An 18,088-nucleotide genomic window follows, 5' to 3' on the forward strand; every position below is an offset into this window, starting at 1 on the left:
GGTCGGCGCCCCTGCCCTGCAACGGCTCAGCCGTCGTCCCGCTCCCACGGGGGGTCCTCGTCCATCTTGGCGTAGTACTTCGCCAGGTGGCTGCGCACTCGGTCACGGTCCTTGTCCGGAAGGTCGACGCCACCGCGCGATCCCTGCATCACCGCCGCTGCAGCCATGACGCCGCGGGGGACGGCGCGCAGCCGGCCGTCGACGACGTCGGCGATGAGGAGCTTGTACGCCGTGAAGTTCTCCTTCTTCTCGGCGTCGTACCAGACGTGCGCATCGCGGTACTTCTCGTTCGGCCCGTCCTCCGCGCCCGCCCAGCTGCGGACCCGCTTCTCGGCGGCGTCGCCGTCCCACTCGCGGTCGCGGTCGGCCAGCGGCAGGTCCTGGAAGCTCGTGACGCTCATCGGTTCTCCTTCCGTCGAGGGGTCTTCCCGGTCAGGGGGACAGGACGACCTTGAGGCAGCCGTCCTGCTTCTCCTGGAAGAGCTTGTACAGCTCCGGGGCATCCTCCAGCGAGGCGTGGTGGGTCGCGAACGACTCCATTCCGAGGACGTCCTCCTCACCCCGCACGATGTCGAGCAGCTCGTCGCTCCAGCGGCGCACGTGGCACTGACCCATGCGGATGGTGAGCCCCTTGTCGAAGAGGTCCATCATCGGCATCGGGTCGGCCATGCCGCCGTAGACGCCGCTGATCGAGAGCGTGCCACCGCGGCGCACCGAGGCGATGGCCGTGTGCAGCGCGGACAGCCTGTCGATGCCGAAGTGCTCGATCGCACCCCGGGCGATCGGTTTGGGCATGCGGCTCGTCGCCCCGATCGCCTTCTCCGACCAGGGGTTGCCATGGGACTCCATCCCCACGGCGTCGATCACGGCGTCCGGGCCACGGCCGTCCGTCAGGTCCTTGAGAGCCTGCGCCACGTCGGTGTCGGAGGCGTCGACCACCTCGGCGCCGGTGTTCCGGGCGAGCTCGAGCCGGTCCTGCACCAGGTCGACGCCGATGACCCGCCCGACCCCGCGATGCAGGGCGCTCCTCACCGCCAGCTGGCCGACAGGGCCCAGACCCAGAACCGCCAGCGTGTCATTGCCGTTCACCTCGGCGTACTCCACCGCCTGCCAGGCCGTGGGCAGGATGTCCGACAGGTAGAGGAAGCGCTCGTCGGGATGCTCGGCCGGCAGCTCGATCGGCCCGAAGTCCGCGTGCGGCACCCGGACGTACTGCGCCTGTCCTCCCGGCACGGCGCCGTAGAGGCTCGTGTAGCCGAAGAGGCTCGCCCCCTTGCCCTGCTCGGTGTTCTGGGTGACCTCGCACTGGGCGAAGAGGCCGCGCTGGCACATCCAGCACCGACCGCACGAGATGTTGAACGGGACCACGACGCGGTCACCCGGTGCCAAGGTCGCGACGTCGGGCCCGACCTCCTCCACCACGCCCATGAACTCGTGCCCCAGCACATCGCCGGGCTGCAGGTAGGGCGCCAGCACCTTGTACAGGTGCAGGTCGGAGCCGCAGATCGCCGTGGAGGTGACGCGCACGATGGCGTCGGTGGTGTCGATGATCCGTGGGTCGGGTACGTCGGTCACGCGGACGTCTTCGATGCCGTGCCAGGTCAGTGCTCTCACGTCGGGCCTCCTACCCACGGCCGCGGGCGCGGAAACGACGCGAGGCTCGAGCGACTCCCGAGACCCATCGACGCCGAGGAGGCAGGCATGAACGAGCAGCCGAACGACACCGACGCGCAGTCGAGCACCCACGTCTCCGGGCCGGTGGCCGTCGTCCTCGGGGCGTCGCGCGGTCTCGGTTTCCTCGTGGCCCGCGAGCTGGTGGACCGTGGTCACCACGTCGTCGTCGCCGCCCGCGACGGCGCGGAGGTCGACGAGGCCGTCGCAGACCTCGCGCACCGAGGTGAGGTCACCGGCGAGACGTGCGACGTCCGCGACCGTCACGACGTCGGCGAGCTCGTGGGGCGGGTCGAGCACACCCTCGGCCCGATCGAGGTGCTGGTGACCGTCGCGGGCATCATCCAGGCAGCGCCGGCGGAGTCCTTGGTCCTGCACGGGTTCGAGGACGCCATGGACACCATGGCCTGGGGCCCGATCAACGCAGCGATGACGGTGCTGCCCCACATGCGCCGGCGAGGTCGGGGTCGCATCGGGACGGTCACGTCCATCGGCGGCATGGTGTCCCCGCCCCACCTGCTTCCCTATGCCACGGCCAAGTTCGCCGCCGTCGGCTTCTCGGACGGCCTCGCCGCCGCCCTGAGCGGAACGGGCGTCACCGCGACGACCATCGTCCCGGGTCTGATGCGCACGGGGGGCCACGAGCACGCCAGGTTCGGTGGTGACGCGGTTGCGGAGTACTCATGGTTCGCGCCGGCGGCGTCGTTGCCGCTCGTGTCGGTCGACGCGGACCGGGCCGCGCGGCGCATCGTCGACGCAGTCCTCGCCGGCCGGCCGATGGTGGTGCTCACGCCCCTCGCCTGGCTGGGAATCCGGGTGCGTGGGCTGGCGCCGGGCACGACCACGCGCGTGATGGGGCTGGCGGGACGCCTGCTCCCTGGTCCACCGCCGCGAGCCGGAGCCCGCACGGTCGAGGGCGAGCAGGCCCGCTCTCGCGTCACCTCTCGCGTCGTCCACGCCCTGACCCGCCTCGGTGACGAAGCGGCGCGTCGCAACCACGAATGACGCTGGGCTCTCGAGACGCAGGGGACTGCATGCGTTGCCCTTGGGTCGGGTAAGAGCCGATCAGCTCGTCAGAACCCGAGGAGGCGCCATGCCACGCAAGGACACCGGCCCGTCGGTCAAGGACAAGAAGATGTACGAGGCGCTCCGCGACGACGGCGCGAGCAAGGAGAAGGCCGCCCGCATCTCGAACGCCGCCGCCGCCAGCTCCCGCTCGAAGGTGGGGCGGAAGGGCGGTCGTGCCGGCGACTACGACGACATGACCAAGGAGCAGCTCATGCAGCGGGCGCGCGACGTCGGCATCAAGGGCCGGTCGAAGATGAGCAAGAAGGAGCTCGTCTCCGCGCTGCGCAACCACTGACCACGCAGCACCGATCGAGAGGTTTCCGATGCCCCTGACCGCCGTCGCCCTCAACTGCACCCTCAGCCCGTCGCCGGCCGAGTCGAGCACCGAGCTGCTGGCCCAGCAGGTGCTCGATGCCTTGGCCGAGCACCACGTCACCGGTTCGATGGTGCGCGTCGTCGACCACGACGTGCGCCCGGGCGTCGAGCTCGACATGGGGGAGGGGGACGCCTGGCCCGGGATCCGTGAGCAGGTCATCGCGAGCGACATCCTCGTGCTCGCCACCCCGACGTGGCTGGGACAGCACAGCAGCGTCTGCCAGCGTGTCCTCGAGCGCCTCGACGCCGAGCTGTCGGAGAAGGACGAGCAGGGCCGGCTGCAGACGTACGGCAAGGTGGCGGTGGCCGTGGTCGTCGGCAACGAGGACGGCGCCCACCACATCAGCGCGGTCTGCTTCCAGGCCCTCAACGACGTGGGTTTCACGATCCCGGCCGGTGGCGTCACCTACTGGAACGGCGAGGCCATGCACGGGACCGACTACAAGGACCTGCCCAAGACCCCCGACACCGTCACGAGCACGACGAGGACCTTGGCCGCGAACGCCGCCCACCTCGCCGCACTGCTCGCCGAGCACCGGTACCCGGCGCCGGGGGAGGGGTAGTGGAGGGGTAGTCGCGAGGGCTAGTGGTGGCGCGCGGGAGCCCGCGTCCCCAGGCGTCGAGCCCAGCGGTATGCCGGCTCGCGCAGCGCGACGACCCACGGGGGTGGCGTCGTGCCGGACAGCTCGTTGACGAGCGGGTCGTAGCGCACCTCGTCGTCCGGGCGCTCTTGCTGCAGGTCGATCAGCCCGACCGGTCGCCACGTCCCACCGTCGGCAGCCACGGAGAGCTCGTACTGCCGAGGCCTCTCGTCGCGCGTCGTCGGGCGCAGGAGGAGCACGAGCGACCGTCCGCCCGCCTGCGTGGGAAGCAGCGTCGTCAGGGCCTGCTCGGTCGCGCGTCGCACTGGCCGCAGCACGTGTCTGGTCGCGCGGCCGGTCCCTGTCGTCGCGAAGAGGAGGTCCGCAGGTCCCGAGTCGGGTCCGGCGCCGGGGAGCCGGAGAGCCAGGCCACCGATGTCCCACCAGCCGCTGGGCGTCCCGAGCGCTCGGGAGACGCGGACCGTGCACGCGTGCGCACCGCGGTCCTCCAGGACGGGGACCCGCAGGTCGGGCTGCGGCTCGTCGATGCGCAGCTGCGCGTCCCACGTGGTGCCGACGGCGTGGAGCGGCTTGCGGCGGGTGAGTGCCGCGACGGTGCCCAGCGCTCCGGCGAGGACGATCCCGAGCGTGCGGGGAGCGACGTCGACCGCATCGACCGCGTCGGTGTCGGAGGGCCGGCGTCCCGAGCCGGGCCGCGGCGCAGCGAAGCCGCTGGGCGAGAGGCGAGCGATCACGCCGTACTCCTACCCACGCACGCGCGCCTCTGACGTCGTCCGCGCCCGCGGATCCGGTGCTGGCAGACCTTCGCGGCGCAGTGGGTTCCTACGCGCTCGGGGTGAGGAGCCGGCTCGACCCCCGGCAGCATCCGGGCGGTCCCGACGCACAGGCCGGGGCCCTTGGTCCGGGAAGCGTTGGCGTCAGGGCACGTGGGCGGCGTCGATGGCCGACTGGAGGCTCTGGCGGTAGGCGTCGCTCGTGTAGGTGGCGCCACTGACCATGTCGATCTGGGCCGACTGCCGGTGTAGGGCCTCGGAGCGCAGCACCGGCGCTGCCTGGGCGCTGATGCGCACGGAGTGGCGTGAGCTGTCGGTCAGGTGCAGTGGCGTGACGTCGGTGATGCGCGAGCCGACCACGGTGATGCTCACCTGCACGTCGCCGTACTGCGTGTGCGCGACGCCCCCGTCGACGGTGCGCGACCGCGGCACGGCAGACGAAGCCTTCGCGCCAGGACGCTCGTGCGCCTGCGGTGAGCTCGCAGGCCCACGTGCCGGCCGGCGGCCTGTGGATGCGTCGGTGGAGCGACCTGCCGCCGGTGGCGCCGACAGCGTGACCCCGCTGACGGTGTCGTGCTTCGGCGTGAGACCGGCGGCCCACGACGCCCCGATGGCGGAGGCGCCCGCGACGCCCATGATGACCGATGTCGCCTTCCTCACCAGCCGAACCTCTCGTCGTGGATGTGGGTCCTCGGGACACCTGCGCGCTGAACTGCCCTGTGCACCAGCGACATCCAGGCAGGAGGCCCGCACAGGTAGACCTCGTGCCCGGCGAGCCCCGGGACGAGACGGGCAAGGCGCGACGCGTCGGACCCGTCCCCGCCGGCACCGGCCGGCAGGAGCGACCCGACCTCGGGCGGACCGACGAGGGTCTGGAGCCGGTGGCCGGCGAGGTCGGCGAGCCTCTCGAGCTCGCCGTGCAGGGGCAGCTGGTCCGGCGCGTCCGCGCGGTAGAGCACGTGGACGTCACCGGGAAGGGCGTGGCCCTCGCGGACGACCTCCTCGAGCAGGGCTCGCACCGGGGTCACGCCGATGCCGGCAGCGATGAGCAACACGTGACGACGCACGCGGGCTCGGGTCGTGAAGGCGCCGTAGGGGCCTTCCGCGAGCACGAACGTGCCCGGCTTGAGGTGGCGGACGGCCGCCGAGTGGTCACCGAGTCCGCGCACGGTGATGCGCAGGGACCGACCGTCGGGGGCTGCCGACAGCGACCACGGGTGGGCCGAGAGCAGCAGTCCCGGTGTCACGAAGCGCCAGTTGAAGAACTGCCCGGCGCGGACGTCGAGCCGGTCCAGGTGCCGGCCCCTCATGACGACCGACCACACGCCGTCGGACTCCTCCACCACGCGGTCGACGCGCAGACCGTGGCGCGCGCTGCGCACGACCGGGAGGGCGACCCGCCACAGCAGGACACTGCCCGCGACGAGAAGCCACAGCGACCACCAGTAGGCGCGCGTCCACGGCGACGCCGTGAAGTCCGAGCCCAGCGACAGCTCGTGCGGGACGGAGAGGACGACCGCGGCGTACGCCGTGAGGTGGACGACGTGCCAGGCCTCGTAGCCCAGGCGTCGACGGGCGATCTGGACCGACGTGATTGCGATGACAACGAGCAGGAGCGTGGCGATGGCGGCCATCAGCAGGTCGTCGCCGCCCGTGACCATGGCGAGCAGCTCGCGCAGGGCGCCGCCCGGCCCGGTGCGGCCGTCGCCGACGGCGGCACCGACGACGATGGTCCCGACGTGCATCAGGACGAGCGGGACGGTGACCCGTCCGAGCACCCGGTGCGCCTTGAGCGCGCGGTCCAGGCCGTAGACACGGTCGACCCACGGCACCCTGGCCGCGAGGACGAGCTGGACGAGGAGCAGGTCCATCGCGACGAGCCCGGTCAGGCGACCGACCGCGGTGAGCCGGTCGCCGGCGGCCCCGGTCAGCAGGTCGTGGCTGCCACCGTTCACGAGGAACTGGGCCACGACGGCCAGCAGCGTGGCGAGGGCGAGCGCCTCGAGCAGGTCGGCGAGGCGCTGTCGCCGACGTCGGAACGCGACGCCGCGGCCGAGGGCGCGCCGCACGCGCTCGCTCGTGCCCGGGTGCGCCGGGCGCTGGGATGTCATCGTGTTGCTCACGCAGCTGATGATCTGCACCGGATCTCAGAAACTTATGAGACGCAGGGACGAGAGTGGCGGCATGACCGAGGATGCGTCTGCCGGCGCGGGGCCGTCTCCTTCGCGTGCGTCGTCCCCGCGGCTCCTGCTCGTCGAGGACGACCGGGAGCTGTCGACGATGCTCGCGCGGCTGCTCACCGAGGAGGGGTACGCCGTCACCGCCGCTCGCGACGGGCAGGAGGGGCTGCACCAGGGCCTCGTCGGTGACTGGGACGTCCTCGTCGTCGACCGTGGCCTTCCGGGCGTCGAGGGGGTCGACCTCGTCACGCGCCTTCGCAGGAAGGGGGTGGCGGCGCCGGTGCTCCTCCTCACGGCACGAAGCACGGTGGCGGACCGCGTGGAAGGCCTCGACGCCGGCGCCCAGGACTACCTCGTCAAGCCGTTCGACGTCGACGAGCTGCTCGCCCGGCTGCGCGCGATGCTCCGCCCGCCCGCCTCCCTGGCCGAGGAGCTGCCGGTGGGCGCCGGGCGGTTCGTCGTGGGGGAGCACCGCGTCGTCGGGCCGGGGGAGGACGTGCTGCTGTCGACGAGGGAGGCCGCCCTGCTCGAGGTCCTCGCGCGGCGGCCCACGCGCGTCTTCACGCGCGACGAGCTGCTCGACACCGCCTTCACCCGGGCCGACACGCTCGGCGCCGTCGACACGTACGTCTACTACCTGCGACGCAAGCTGGGCCGCGCCGTCGTCGAGACGGTCCACGGAGTCGGCTACCGTCTGGGTTCCTCGTGACGAGGCCGGCGGCGGCGCGACGCGACCCGTTTGCGCGAGCCTCCCGTTCGATAGCCGCACGCGTGGGCGCGACGACCGCCGTCGTCGTGCTCGTGGCCATCGTGGGCGCAGGCCTGCTCTTCGACCGGCAGCAGGCGGCGGACGTCCGACGACAGGTCGAGGCGTCGGTCGCCACGGCGGACGACGTCGTGGACGCCCCCGCGGGCGTCTGGCTCGTGGAGGTCGGCCCGACCGGCGTGCAGACGACGACGGGCACGCCCGCGTCGGTGGCCACGGCGGCCGGGGAAGCCCTTCGCTCGGGGGTCGCCGGGACTCCGGGGGCCGCAGCGGGGCAGGGCACGACGATCCCGCTGACCGTCGTGGCCGAGGGCAGGGAGTGGCCCGCGGCCGGGGTCAGGCGGGAGGACCGCCTCTTCGCAGCCGTCTACGACGTGCGTCTGCACGCGACCCAGGAACGCAGCCTGCTCGTCGCCATGGGCCTCGCCGGGCTCGTGGGCGTGGTGCTGTCGGCGCTCACCGGTCTGCTGGCGGGGCGGCGCGCCGTGCGGCCACTTGCCGAGGCGCTCGAGCTGCAGCGCCAGTTCATCGCCGACGCGAGCCACGAGCTGCGCACCCCTTTGGCGGTCATCAGCACGCGGGCCCAGCTGCTGCGCAGGAGCATCCTTGCGGGCCAACGAAGCCCGGGCCGGGAGCCCGGAGACCTGGGCGGGGGCGGCGACGTCGTGCGCGAGGCCGACCAGCTCGTCGACGACACCAGGGCGATGGGCGAGGTGCTGTCCGACCTGCTCCTGTCTGCGCAGCTCGATGCCGGCGAGGCCCCGCGTGAGGTCGTCGACGTGTCCGCCGTGGCCCGCGACGTCGTGGTGTCGCTGCGGCCGTATGCCGCCCGGTCGGGTGTCGCCGTCGAGTGGCGTGGCGTGCTGCCGGGCCCACGGGCTCTGGGCTGGCAGGAGGACGTGGATTCAGGAGACCCCGTCGTGGACGGGGTGTCGACGAGCCTGCGACGCGCCGTGCTGGCCCTCGTGGACAACGCCATCGCCCACTCCGACCCGGGCGCGTCCGTCGAGGTCGCCGCGCGCTGCGCCGGTGGCGAGGTGCGTGTCGAGGTCGTCGACCACGGGCCGGGGGTGGCGGCGGAGGAGGTGGAGGCGCTGACCCGCCGGTTCGCCCGTGCCCGACGTGATACCGCCGAACGCCGGTTCGGGCTCGGCCTCGCCCTGGTCACCCAGGTCGTCCGGCACCACGGGGGCTCCCTCGACGTCGCACCCACCGACGGTGGCGGAGCCACCTTCACCCTCGTCCTGCCGGCGTCGACGAGTCGTTGACCGCTGGGCACACGTGCGACATGGGGCGACGCGCTCTCACGACACCGGCTCAAGCCACCGGTCCACGTCACCGGTTCACGTCACCGGTTCACGTCACCGGTTCACGTCATGCACCGCCGTCCGGCGCGTCGTCAGGGGTGAGGAACCCTGGCGCGTGCTCGCGAAGTGAGGCAGCGCCCGGGACGGAAGGAGCGAGATGTCGATGCTCACGCTTGCGACACCGGTGGTCGGCCTGGTGCTGATGGTCAGCCTGCAGAAGGTCGAGGAGTGGCTGCTCGGGAGGGAGGTCCGCCCCCCGGGGAGCCGGGATCACGGCCGAGTGTGAGGGCGGCGGGGTCGAGGGCGTCACGACAGGCGGGGTCGCGCAGCGAGGTGGAGGTGAGGAAGGGCCTCAGCAACGGGTCCCGGTCGATGTCGGGTGACCGGCGCGCGACGCCTGCGAGCAGGTCCGCCACCTGCACACGCGGGTCGTCCCGCGAGTCGACCGTGACCAGGCCCGCGAGCGGTGACACCTGCTCGCTCCCCGAGCCGTCGGGCGCCGGCGCAGTGCGAGCGCGGGAGGACCACCTCCCCACCCACTCCGGAGCCTCGGCGAGCACCTGCTGGAGGCGCCGGAGGCGCGTGGCCGTGAGAGCGCTCTGCTCGTCGTGCACGACGAGCACCTGCCGACGAGCACCGCTCCAGAAGAGCACCGTCTCGGCCAGCGCGGGCAGCATCGGCTCCAGCGGTGGGGGCACGGCCGGGTCGTCTCCGGCGAGCCGCGCCAGGACGGCACGGGTGCGGGTCCGCGTCAGGGCGGCGAGGACGGTCGCTGCGTCGGCGTCGGGGCCTTCGCTGGCGAGGCCCTCGGCGAGCGCGTCCCGCGCCCGAAAGAACGCGCCGACGAGACGTCGCTCCGTCGGGTGCCGCTTCTTCGTGCGCACCAGCTCGACGAAGCACGACAGGAAGGCGTGCCACTCGTTCCCGCGCGACCGTCCCGCCCGGTAGAGAGCCAGGGCAGCGGGGCGCTGGTCGACGCTGAGACTGGTCCCCGCGGCATACGACGGCTCGGCCAGGAGGAGGTCCACGACTCGTGTGGCCAGGAAGAGCTCCTTGTCGACGACCTGCACGTGGGCACGGTCGGTCAACGCGGCGAGCAGGGGCTCCAACGACTCCCGCGCACGCGGCCCGCGCAGGAGCTGCCCCGACTTGAACTCGCCCGGAGGCCAAGAGGATCGGGACTTGAGCCCGTCGACGAGGTCAGCCGCCTCGTCGAGGCGCAGGTCGACGCTCGCGTGGGTGAACACCGGGGTGGCGGCATCGAGCAGGTTGGTGCCGGAGAACCCGGACTCGTCGCAGGCCACCTCGATGAGGGGCAGGACTGGCCTACCGGGAGTCTCGAGCGGCGGAAGCCCGCCCTGGAGGGGCAGGCGCGCGTGCAGGTCCACGCGCTCATGCTCACCCGGAGGCGCCCGACGCACCAAGGACTTTTCGACGGGACCGCACCCGACGGCATACGCGATGGGCGTGCGACGGCGGCGTCAGAGCACCTGCGAGAGGAAGCGCTGGAGGCGCTCGGTGCGGGGTGCCTCGAAGACCTGCCCGGGCTCGCCGGCCTCGACGACCCGGCCGTGGTCCATGAACAGCACCTGCTGGGCGACGGACCGCGCGAACCCCATCTCGTGGGTGACGACGAGCATCGTCATCCCCTCGGCGGCGAGGTCGGCCATCGTCGCCAGCACGCCCTTGACGAGCTCGGGGTCGAGCGCCGACGTGGCCTCGTCGAAGAGCATGACCTCGGGCTCCATCGCCAGGGCTCGCGCGATGGCGACCCGCTGCTGCTGGCCGCCGGAGAGGTTGCCGGGACGCACGTCGGCCTTGTGCGCCAGGCCGACCCGGTCGAGGTGGACGAGGGCGCGCTCCGCGGCCTCGTCCTTCGACAGTCCCTTGAGGCGGGTCAGTCCGAGGGTGATGTTGGCCCGAACCGTCTTGTGCGGGAAGAGGTTGAAGTGCTGGAAGACCATGCCGACCCGCTGCCGCAGCACGTCGGGGTCGTCCCCGAGCACGCTCCGGCCGTCGAGCAGCACGTCGCCGCTGTCGGGCTCCAGCAGTCGGTTGACGACGCGCAGGAGCGTGGACTTGCCGGAACCGGAAGGGCCGATGACGCACGCCGTGGACGCCGCTGGGACCTCGAGGTCGACACCGCGCAGCACGTGGTTGGAGCCGAACGAGAGCTGGACGTCGCGGGTGGCGACGCCGACGCCGCCGGTCAGCGCACCGGTGTGCGAGGAACGGGTCTGCTGAGTCATCGGGGCTCCTGGCTGATGGCGAGCTCGGGGCGGGAAGCGGGATCCGTTGTGCCCTCGGGGGTCTCGGAGGGCCCGCCGTCAGCCCGGCGCCCCTCCCGCAGACGCCGGTCGATCGCGTTGACGACGTGGGTCAGCGGCACGGTGATGAGCAGGTAGCAGAGCCCGGCCAGCACGAGGGCCGACTGGTTGCCGGTGTTGGCCGCGGCGTCCTGCCCGATGCGGAAGAGGTCGCGCTGACTGGCGAGCAGCCCCAGGAAGTAGACGAGTGACGACTCCTTGATGAGGGCGATGAACTGGTTGACGAGGGCGGGCAGCACCCTCCGCACGCCCTGCGGGATGACGACGAGCCGCATTCCCCACGGGCGGCTGAAGCCCAGGGCTCGCGCGGCCTCCAGCTGTCCGGGGTCGACGCTCTGGATACCCGAGCGGAAGATCTCGCCGATGTAGGCGCTGGCGATGAGCGACAGGGCCAGGATGCCGAGAGGGTAGGGGTTGGGCCCCCAGATCTCGAGGCCGAGCGGCGCGAGCCCCACGCCGATGAGCAGGATCGTCACGGCGGCGGGCAGCCCGCGGAACACGTCGGTCCAGACCCGTGCCGGCCAGCGCAGCCACCGGTGCTGCGAGAGCCCGCAGACCGCGAGCACCATGCCGAGCACGGTGCCGATGACGGCCGAGAAGAGGGCCAGGACGAGCGTGTTGGGCAGCCCGACGCGCAGCATGTCCGGCAGCGCCGCCCTCATGGCGTCGAGGTCGAAGAAGGTGTCCCACACGGTGTTCAGGGCGTCCATCCAGCCCTCCTCTCGGGGTGTCTGGTGCGGTTGGGTTACTGGGCGGAGGTGCCGCTGCCCGGCTTGAAGTCGGCCGGGATCTCGCGGCCCGGGTAGTACTGCTGCTGGAGCTTGGCCCAGGTGCCATCGGCGACGACCTCGTCGATCGCCTTGTCGAGCGCAGCGCGCAGCTTGTCGTTGCCCGGTGCCACCGCGTAGGCCATGCCACCCGGGTCGAGCTGCTTGGCGACCGAGAGGACCTTGCCGCCGGAGTCGGCAGCGGTCTTCTCGCCGATCTCGGCGGGCGTGATCCAGGCGTCGGCCGTGCCGGTCTTGAGCTGGTTGAGGGCGGCGTTGTAGTCGGGCACGCGCACCGGGTTGAGGTTCGAACGCGTGGCGTAGTCGTCCTGGACCGTGCCCTGGACGACGGTGACGCGCTTGCCCGCGAGCTGGTCGAACGACGTGATGCTCGAACCCTTCGGCACGTCGAGGCCGAGGAAGCCGAAGTCGTACTTGTTGGTGAAGTCGACGGTCTTCTTGCGGGCCTCGGTGATGCTGATCGAGGAGGAGCCGACGTCGAACTTGCGCGTCTTGACCTGCGCGAGGAGCGAGCTGAACTCGGTGCCCACGAACTCGACCTTGAGGCCGAGCTTGCCGGCCACGGCGGTCAGCAGGTCGTTGTCGAAGCCGGTGAACTTGCCGTCCTTGAGGAAGACGTTGGGCGGGGCGTCGGTCAGCGTGCCGGCGCGCAGCACGCCGGCCTGCTGGAGGCCGTACGGGTTGTCGGCGGCGTCCGCGCCGGTCGAGGATCCGCCGCCGCACGCGGCGAGGGACAGGGCGGCGACGGCGACGACGGAGGCGGTGAGCGTCCGGCGGGACAGGTTCATGCGAGTTCCTTCTGGGTGGGTCAGGCAGGGCAGCACCCGCAGGGCAGCACGGGCAGGGCGAAGCAGCCGGGAGCCACGGCTCGGGCTTGCCCGTCAGCAGCGGTGCCGACGAGGGCGCGGGGTGCGTCGGGGCGCGGCACATGCGCGGTGCCGGGGGCTCCAGCGCGGCTCCCTTCGCGAACGTCACGTTATAGGACGCCAAACGTTAAGTGATAATCGGTCCGCCCGACGGACCGATGTCCTCGAGCAGCTGTCCTCAAGAAAGGCTCAAGGTCGCACCCGTAGCGTCGACTCCGTCGAGGGCCGCTTCGAGGGGGTGGAGCCGGTGGGGAACCCGACGTATGTGCGCTGGGTGCGCGCCGCGGTGCTGACGCTGCTCGTCGTCGCCAGCACTCTTGCCGCGCACGTCACCGGCGGGGGAGTGCTGCCCGACCCGACGATGCTGCTCCCCGTCTGCGCGCTGGCGACCCTTGCCTCGGCGGCCGTGCTCCGACGCCCCCTGTCGTGGTGGTGGTCCGCGATCGTGCTGCTCGCCGGACAGACCGCGCTGCACGGTGCGCTCCAGCTGCTGCCGGCGACGGCGACGGCGACGGCGACGGGGACGAGCGGCGGGACGGCCGGGATGGCCGGACATGCGGCACGAGCTGCCCCATCGCACCTCGGGGTCGATCCCGGCGTGACGACCCTCAGGGCGCTGACCGAGTGGAGTGGCGACGCGCGCATGGTCGGAGCCCATGTCGGCGCCGCCGTGCTGGTCGGCGCGTGGCTGGCGGCCGGTGAACGCGCCATCCGGTCGGTGCTGGCCCTGGCCGCCGGCTCGACGAGGAAGGCCTGGCTGCGCCTGCTGCACGTCCTGCTGACCCCACTCACCCCGACGTTCGCCCTGGCGCGACGCCGGCCCGCACCGCGGGTCGCCGCGGCCGTGCCGTCGAAGAGCCGGTGCGCCGGCTCCGGCGCGACGCGCCGGGGTCCACCGACAGACGGCCGCGCCCACCTCCTCTGGACAGGTCGCCTCTGGCGGGTCGAACGGGGCTGCGGCGCAACGTGATCCAGCCGTACGCCCCGTGGACCCATCGTCAGAATCGAGCCTTGCCATGTTCCAGAAGTCACGACGCACTCTGCGCCGCAACGTCATCCGCGGCGGCGCGGGCGTGGGTCTCGCCCTCGCGACGGCCTTCGCGCTGCCGAGCATCGCCTCGGCCCATGTCAGCATCCAACCCGGCACCGTCGAGGGCGGCGAGGGAGCGGTCATCGCCGTACGCGTGCCCAACGAGCGGGACGACGCCAGCACCACCGCGCTGAAGCTGGTGCTTCCGGTCGAGACACCGATCGGGTCGGTGCGCACCACCGAGATGCCCGGATGGCGGGCGACCACGGCCACGCGCAAGCTCGCGCAGCCAATCGACGTCTTCGGCCGCAAGGTCGACACCGTCGTCTCCCAGGTCACCTGGACGTCCACCGACGGCGTGGGCATCCGTCCCGGGCAGTACAAGGACTTCAACCTGAGCCTGGGCCCGCTGCCCCAGTCGGGCGAGCTCGTCTTCTCGGCCGTGCAGACCTACTCCGGCGGTGAGACGGTGAGCTGGAACGAGGTCAGCGCCGACAAGACCACCGAGCCGGAGCACCCGGCGCCCGTCCTGCAGATCACGCCCGCAACCGGCGCCGCAGGCGCCGCCGGAGCTGCCGGCGCGGCCGGCGCCGGCAGCGGCAAGGACGCCTCGCCCGAGGCGACCAACGTCCCAACGGCTGCCACGGCTGCCGCACCCACCGCCGCAGACGGGGCCGGGACCGCCTCGCTCGCACTCTCGGGAGCAGCGCTCGCCGTCGCGGTCTTCGCCGCCGTCCTGGCGTGGCGCCGGGGCCGTCCCGTGGCCGCCGCCTCGGTTCCCCAAGCCCCGACCCACGGTGCCACGGAGCGGGCGCCGGACGACGCGCGGCCCTGACCGGCGCGGACACGTCCATGAGACGCTCACGACGACTGGTGCGCCTGGTCATCGCCACCCTGGCGCTGGCCTTCTCCGGAATCGCCCTGGCCGCCCCTGCCTGGGCCCACGCCGAGCTCGTCAGCAGCACGCCTGCGAACGGGACCCGCCTCGAGGCGCCGCCGCGATCGGTCCAGCTGACGTTCACCGAGTCGGTCGACCTCGTCGACGGCGGTCTGCGGCTGCTTGACGGCGCCGGCGGAAGGGTCGCCACCCCCGAGCCCGTCGCGGCCGGACGCACCGTCACGTGGCCGATGCCCTCGACCCTCAGAAAGGGCGCCTACGTGGTGACATGGCGCGTCGTCTCCTCTGACGGGCACCCGGTCGACGGGGCCTTCACCTTCGGCGTCGGCGCCGCCCCGGGAGCGCTCCCCGACGCCGTCGGGGCCGCATCGTCCGGGCGCTCCTCGACCGCACCGGCATACGTGGTCGTGGCCCGGCTGGGCGGCTACCTCTCCCTCGCCGCGTTCGCGGGTGTCGCGGCCTTCGTGCTGTGGTGCGCCGGGGGAGCGCGGAACGACCCCACGCTGCAGCGGATGGCCCGCGCGGGCATCGTGGGCGGCGCGTCCTTCGCGTTCGTCAGCCTGCTCGCCCAGGGCCCGTATGCCGCCGGCCGACCAGTCCTCGACCTGTTCGACCCGCAGCTGGTGCGGGACACACTGGGCACGTCGTTCGGGCTGGCGACGGTGTGGAAGATGGCGCTCTACGGCGTGCTCGGGGCGCTGGCCTGGCGGCTCCCTGCGGTCGTCGGCCGCGTGCGTCGTCGGGTCGTGCCCTGGGTCGTCGGTGGGGTGGCGGTGACGGTCGCGGCGTCGGGCCACGGGGCCGCAGCGGGTTCTCCTGTCGACCTCGCCGTCGTGGCGGTGCACGCCCTGACCGCGGCGGTGTGGGTCGGCGGCCTCGTCGTCCTCGTCCTCGTGGGACGCTCCGTCGAGCGGCGGGCGCTGCTCGACTTCTCGAGGCTCGCCATGGTCTCGGTGCTCGCCCTGGTCGTGACCGGCCTGCTCAACTCGCTCCAGCACGTACAAGCCGTCGAGCAGCTCTTCCTCACCCGCTACGGTGCACTGCTGTCGGCGAAGCTCGCGCTCGTCGCCGCCGCCCTGGTAGCCGCTGCGGTGTCGCGCGGGCGCCTCGGCCGCGGGGAGTCCCCGCTGCTCTCGGTGCGGAGCGAGGCCCTGCTGACCGTATGGGTGCTGGCCGTCACCGCGGTCCTCGGCACGACGACGCCGCCGCCGACTGTCGCGGCCGCGACGGGGAGTCCCCGCCCGGGGGTGACGGCCACCGCCGACGCCAACCGGCAGGTGACGATCCCGCTCGGCGACGGCCGCCGCGCCCTGCTCGCCGTCCTGCCCGCCACGACCCGGGGCAGCACGCTGCGTGTCCTGGTGACGACAGGCACGGGCGCGCCCGCCGACGTCCGGCGGGTCGCGCTGAAGCTGGCCAACCCGAGCCGCGGGGTCGGGGCGATCCCGGTTGCGTTGGCTGCGAGGGGCGGGTTCTGGGAGGCCCGCTACACCTTCCCGCTCAGCGGCACGTGGAGGGCCACCCTGACCGTCGAGGACCGGAGCGAGAGGGCGGTCGTCGCCGGCGGGGACGTCGTCGTGGCTCCCTGACCACCGGAGCACTGAATGAGTGCCGTGGGCAGCGCTGCCGACTCCCTGCCCCTGGAGTCGGCAGCGCCCACCTCCACCGGCGGGACGCACTCGCTGCCCGCAGCGCTCCTCGCCCGGTGGCCTCACACCCGTTGCGCGCGGAGGCAGAGTCAACGGTGCCACGCGGCCGCGGTGTCGGCGCGGCAAACGCGCAAACCCCCGTTACGGTCACTTGCACCTTTCTTGGGACTTTCTTGCATTAATTCGGGCATTCGCGACCTAGTTCGCGATTGCGACTGGTACACCTTGCACCAGCACCGGCGAAACCTCGGCCGCCGGCAGACCCGAGCAGGAGAATCGCATGAGCGCACCGACGCTGGTCGACGACGACGCCACCGTGACGGCGCTGACCGGTAGTGAGCGTGCAGCGATCCTCGAGCGCCTGACGCAGGCCTGCGCGACGAGCGTCGTCGCCCCCGTGCGCAGCCGGCGTCACCGGGCCAGCCACACGGGTCGCTCGTCGGGCATGTGGCGCTGCCAGTGACCCACCGGCGCTGACCTCGCGCACGTGAGGTCACGCGCCACCGGTCAGGTCCGTCCTGCACCTTCCGGTGACGCCGGCGAGTGAGAGTGCCGTCCCACGGGGTACGCCTCCGGTATGTCACCGACCCCCAGCGGCGACAGCCGCCGACCCCCGACCGCAACCGAGCCTGCCCCGGACCACCGGGACGAGGCCGACCCGCGACATGATGCCGACCCGCGACACGAGTCCGAACCAGGATCCGAGTCCGACCGACGGCACGAGTCGGAGCCTCACCCCGAACCCGAGTCACCGACCGACCTGTCGAAGCCGTCGCTGGTGGCGGTCGTCAAACGGGCTCGCCGCGAGTTCAAGCGCGACAACCTCACCGATCTCGCTGCGTCCCTGACCTACTACGGGCTCCTGTCGATCGCTCCTGCGCTCGTCGTCCTCGTGGCGGCGCTCGGGCTGCTCGGCAAGGATGCCACCGCACAGGTGGTCGACCAGGTGCAGGCCGTGGCGCCGGGCTCGAGCGCGGAGTTCGTGCGCACCCTCATCGCGCAGGCGCAGGCGAACCGCACGGGTGCAGGCCTCGGCGCCGTTCTCGGCCTGCTCGTGGCCCTCTGGTCCGCCTCGGGCTACGTGTCGGCGTTCATGCGGGCCTCCAACGTCATCTACGACATCCCCGAGGGCCGGCCGATCTGGAAGACCATCCCCATCCGCGTGGGAGTGACCGTCTTCGCCGTCGTCGTCATGGTGGTCAGCGCCGTCATCGTCGTCGTGAGCGGCCCCGTGGCCCGGCAGATCGGGCAGCTCGTCGGCGCCGGTGACACCGGCCTGATGCTCTGGAACGTGCTCAAGTGGCCGGTCCTGCTGCTGCTCGTGTCGGTGCTGTTCGCGGTGCTCTTCTGGGCCAGCCCGAACGCGCGGCAGGGTGGCGTCAAGTGGGTGAGCCCGGGAGGCATCCTCGCGGTGCTGATCTGGCTCGTCGTCTCGGGACTCTTCGCGGTGTACGTGGCCTACTTCTCCTCGTACAACAAGACGTACGGCTCCCTCGCGGGTGTCGTCGTCTTCCTCGTCTGGCTGTGGCTGACCAACATCGCGATCCTGCTCGGCGCCGAGGTCAACGCCGAGCTCGACCGCGGACGTGCCATCGCCGCAGGGGTGCCCGAGGACCTCGAGCCGTTCGCGGAGCCTCGCGACACCCGAGCGATGTCGGACTTCGACAGGGCCGCGGTGGAGGAGGCGGCCGAGCGTCGACCGCACTGACGCGCCCGTCGGCGCCACGTGGCATGCGCGTCGGGCGTGCCCGTCGGGGCGTGACCGTGGGCCCGCGTGCCTCGTTGTGC

Annotated in this window: 19 protein-coding genes; 10 read left to right on the plus strand and 9 right to left on the minus strand. The window is 72.4% G+C overall.

Annotated features, from left to right (window positions below; translation table 11 throughout):
* Positions 1 to 26: 26 nt before the first annotated feature.
* A complete protein-coding gene (locus ACYVNR_RS10195) occupies positions 27 to 401 on the minus strand; it encodes a hypothetical protein (protein WP_045192642.1) in 375 nt (124 codons plus the stop codon).
* A gap of 31 nt (positions 402 to 432) precedes the next feature.
* Entirely contained in the window at positions 433 to 1,614 is a 1,182-nt protein-coding gene (locus ACYVNR_RS10200) for a zinc-dependent alcohol dehydrogenase (RefSeq protein WP_458800222.1), read from the minus strand.
* Between the two features lie 87 nt (positions 1,615 to 1,701).
* On the opposite strand from ACYVNR_RS10200, the gene ACYVNR_RS10205 reads away from it, so the two are divergent.
* The 3 genes from ACYVNR_RS10205 (at position 1,702) to ACYVNR_RS10215 (ending at position 3,677) form a co-directional block, all read left to right on the plus strand.
* Positions 1,702 to 2,676 (plus strand): SDR family NAD(P)-dependent oxidoreductase, encoded by a 975-nt coding sequence (locus tag ACYVNR_RS10205; protein ID WP_461047957.1) that lies wholly within the window; start codon positions 1,702 to 1,704, stop codon positions 2,674 to 2,676.
* 88 nt (positions 2,677 to 2,764) lie between these two features.
* Complete coding sequence (locus ACYVNR_RS10210; protein ID WP_045192639.1) at positions 2,765 to 3,034, plus strand: DUF7218 family protein; 270 nt, start codon at positions 2,765 to 2,767, stop codon at positions 3,032 to 3,034.
* A 28-nt stretch (positions 3,035 to 3,062) separates the two neighbouring features.
* Positions 3,063 to 3,677, plus strand: coding sequence for a flavodoxin family protein (locus tag ACYVNR_RS10215; protein ID WP_461047959.1), 615 nt, complete (start codon positions 3,063 to 3,065; stop codon positions 3,675 to 3,677).
* A 20-nt stretch (positions 3,678 to 3,697) separates the two neighbouring features.
* On the opposite strand, the gene ACYVNR_RS10220 is transcribed toward ACYVNR_RS10215, so the two are convergent.
* From ACYVNR_RS10220 to ACYVNR_RS10230, 3 genes are all read right to left on the minus strand, one after another.
* On the minus strand, positions 3,698 to 4,450 hold the full coding sequence (locus tag ACYVNR_RS10220; RefSeq protein ID WP_461047960.1) for a phosphodiesterase: 753 nt from the start codon (positions 4,448 to 4,450) through the stop codon (positions 3,698 to 3,700).
* Between the two features lie 183 nt (positions 4,451 to 4,633).
* On the minus strand, positions 4,634 to 5,149 hold the full coding sequence (locus tag ACYVNR_RS10225) for an FMN-binding protein (protein WP_461047962.1): 516 nt from the start codon (positions 5,147 to 5,149) through the stop codon (positions 4,634 to 4,636).
* A complete protein-coding gene (locus tag ACYVNR_RS10230; protein ID WP_461047963.1) occupies positions 5,146 to 6,612 on the minus strand; it encodes a ferredoxin reductase family protein in 1,467 nt (488 codons plus the stop codon). The genes ACYVNR_RS10225 and ACYVNR_RS10230 overlap by 4 nt, the downstream gene beginning before the upstream one ends.
* Positions 6,613 to 6,673: 61 nt before the next feature.
* Between ACYVNR_RS10230 and ACYVNR_RS10235 the strand changes: the two genes are divergently transcribed.
* Positions 6,674 to 7,378 (plus strand): response regulator transcription factor, encoded by a 705-nt coding sequence (locus tag ACYVNR_RS10235; RefSeq protein WP_461047964.1) that lies wholly within the window; start codon positions 6,674 to 6,676, stop codon positions 7,376 to 7,378.
* A 62-nt stretch (positions 7,379 to 7,440) separates the two neighbouring features.
* The gene (locus ACYVNR_RS10240) at positions 7,441 to 8,703 is read left to right on the plus strand and encodes a sensor histidine kinase (RefSeq protein ID WP_461047966.1); all 1,263 of its coding nucleotides are present in this window, start codon (positions 7,441 to 7,443) and stop codon (positions 8,701 to 8,703) included.
* Positions 8,704 to 8,948: 245 nt separating this feature from the next.
* On the opposite strand, the gene ACYVNR_RS10245 is transcribed toward ACYVNR_RS10240, so the two are convergent.
* The 4 genes from ACYVNR_RS10245 to ACYVNR_RS10260 all read right to left on the minus strand — a co-directional run bounded on the left by ACYVNR_RS10245 (position 8,949) and on the right by ACYVNR_RS10260 (position 12,645).
* Positions 8,949 to 10,130, minus strand: a complete 1,182-nt coding sequence (locus ACYVNR_RS10245) for a DUF3800 domain-containing protein (RefSeq protein ID WP_461047967.1) — start codon at positions 10,128 to 10,130, stop codon at positions 8,949 to 8,951.
* A 93-nt stretch (positions 10,131 to 10,223) separates the two neighbouring features.
* A complete protein-coding gene (locus ACYVNR_RS10250; protein ID WP_458800242.1) occupies positions 10,224 to 10,991 on the minus strand; it encodes an amino acid ABC transporter ATP-binding protein in 768 nt (255 codons plus the stop codon).
* A complete protein-coding gene (locus tag ACYVNR_RS10255; protein ID WP_045192633.1) occupies positions 10,988 to 11,779 on the minus strand; it encodes an amino acid ABC transporter permease in 792 nt (263 codons plus the stop codon). Before ACYVNR_RS10255 ends, ACYVNR_RS10250 begins: the two co-directional genes overlap by 4 nt.
* A 35-nt stretch (positions 11,780 to 11,814) precedes the next feature.
* A complete protein-coding gene (locus ACYVNR_RS10260) occupies positions 11,815 to 12,645 on the minus strand; it encodes an ABC transporter substrate-binding protein (RefSeq protein WP_045192632.1) in 831 nt (276 codons plus the stop codon).
* A 325-nt stretch (positions 12,646 to 12,970) separates the two neighbouring features.
* On the opposite strand from ACYVNR_RS10260, the gene ACYVNR_RS10265 reads away from it, so the two are divergent.
* The 5 genes from ACYVNR_RS10265 to ACYVNR_RS10285 all read left to right on the plus strand — a co-directional run bounded on the left by ACYVNR_RS10265 (position 12,971) and on the right by ACYVNR_RS10285 (position 18,008).
* Positions 12,971 to 13,693 (plus strand): hypothetical protein, encoded by a 723-nt coding sequence (locus ACYVNR_RS10265; protein WP_461047969.1) that lies wholly within the window; start codon positions 12,971 to 12,973, stop codon positions 13,691 to 13,693.
* A gap of 46 nt (positions 13,694 to 13,739) precedes the next feature.
* Positions 13,740 to 14,588: a YcnI family copper-binding membrane protein gene (locus ACYVNR_RS10270; RefSeq protein ID WP_461047970.1), complete on the plus strand. Its 849-nt coding sequence runs from the start codon at positions 13,740 to 13,742 to the stop codon at positions 14,586 to 14,588.
* A gap of 17 nt (positions 14,589 to 14,605) precedes the next feature.
* The gene (locus tag ACYVNR_RS10275) at positions 14,606 to 16,240 is read left to right on the plus strand and encodes a copper resistance CopC/CopD family protein (RefSeq protein ID WP_461047972.1); all 1,635 of its coding nucleotides are present in this window, start codon (positions 14,606 to 14,608) and stop codon (positions 16,238 to 16,240) included.
* A gap of 340 nt (positions 16,241 to 16,580) precedes the next feature.
* Positions 16,581 to 16,763, plus strand: a complete 183-nt coding sequence (locus ACYVNR_RS10280; RefSeq protein ID WP_458800254.1) for a hypothetical protein — start codon at positions 16,581 to 16,583, stop codon at positions 16,761 to 16,763.
* Positions 16,764 to 17,078: 315 nt separating this feature from the next.
* Complete coding sequence (locus ACYVNR_RS10285) at positions 17,079 to 18,008, plus strand: YihY/virulence factor BrkB family protein (RefSeq protein WP_458800256.1); 930 nt, start codon at positions 17,079 to 17,081, stop codon at positions 18,006 to 18,008.
* The last annotated feature ends 80 nt before the right edge of the window (positions 18,009 to 18,088 follow it).

It is taken from the genome of Terrabacter koreensis (genome assembly GCF_054783315.1).

Coding starts and splice junctions, on each gene's coding strand:
- ACYVNR_RS10250 (WP_458800242.1), bottom strand. CDS start 10,991: ATGACTCAGCAGACCCGTTCCTCGCACACCGGTGCGCTGACCGGCGGC.
- ACYVNR_RS10260 (WP_045192632.1), bottom strand. CDS start 12,645: ATGAACCTGTCCCGCCGGACGCTCACCGCCTCCGTCGTCGCCGTCGCC.
- ACYVNR_RS10210 (WP_045192639.1), top strand. CDS start 2,765: ATGCCACGCAAGGACACCGGCCCGTCGGTCAAGGACAAGAAGATGTAC.
- ACYVNR_RS10255 (WP_045192633.1), bottom strand. CDS start 11,779: ATGGACGCCCTGAACACCGTGTGGGACACCTTCTTCGACCTCGACGCC.
- ACYVNR_RS10205 (WP_461047957.1), top strand. CDS start 1,702: ATGAACGAGCAGCCGAACGACACCGACGCGCAGTCGAGCACCCACGTC.
- ACYVNR_RS10275 (WP_461047972.1), top strand. CDS start 14,606: ATGAGACGCTCACGACGACTGGTGCGCCTGGTCATCGCCACCCTGGCG.
- ACYVNR_RS10270 (WP_461047970.1), top strand. CDS start 13,740: ATGTTCCAGAAGTCACGACGCACTCTGCGCCGCAACGTCATCCGCGGC.
- ACYVNR_RS10280 (WP_458800254.1), top strand. CDS start 16,581: ATGAGCGCACCGACGCTGGTCGACGACGACGCCACCGTGACGGCGCTG.
- ACYVNR_RS10215 (WP_461047959.1), top strand. CDS start 3,063: ATGCCCCTGACCGCCGTCGCCCTCAACTGCACCCTCAGCCCGTCGCCG.
- ACYVNR_RS10235 (WP_461047964.1), top strand. CDS start 6,674: ATGACCGAGGATGCGTCTGCCGGCGCGGGGCCGTCTCCTTCGCGTGCG.
- ACYVNR_RS10195 (WP_045192642.1), bottom strand. CDS start 401: ATGAGCGTCACGAGCTTCCAGGACCTGCCGCTGGCCGACCGCGACCGC.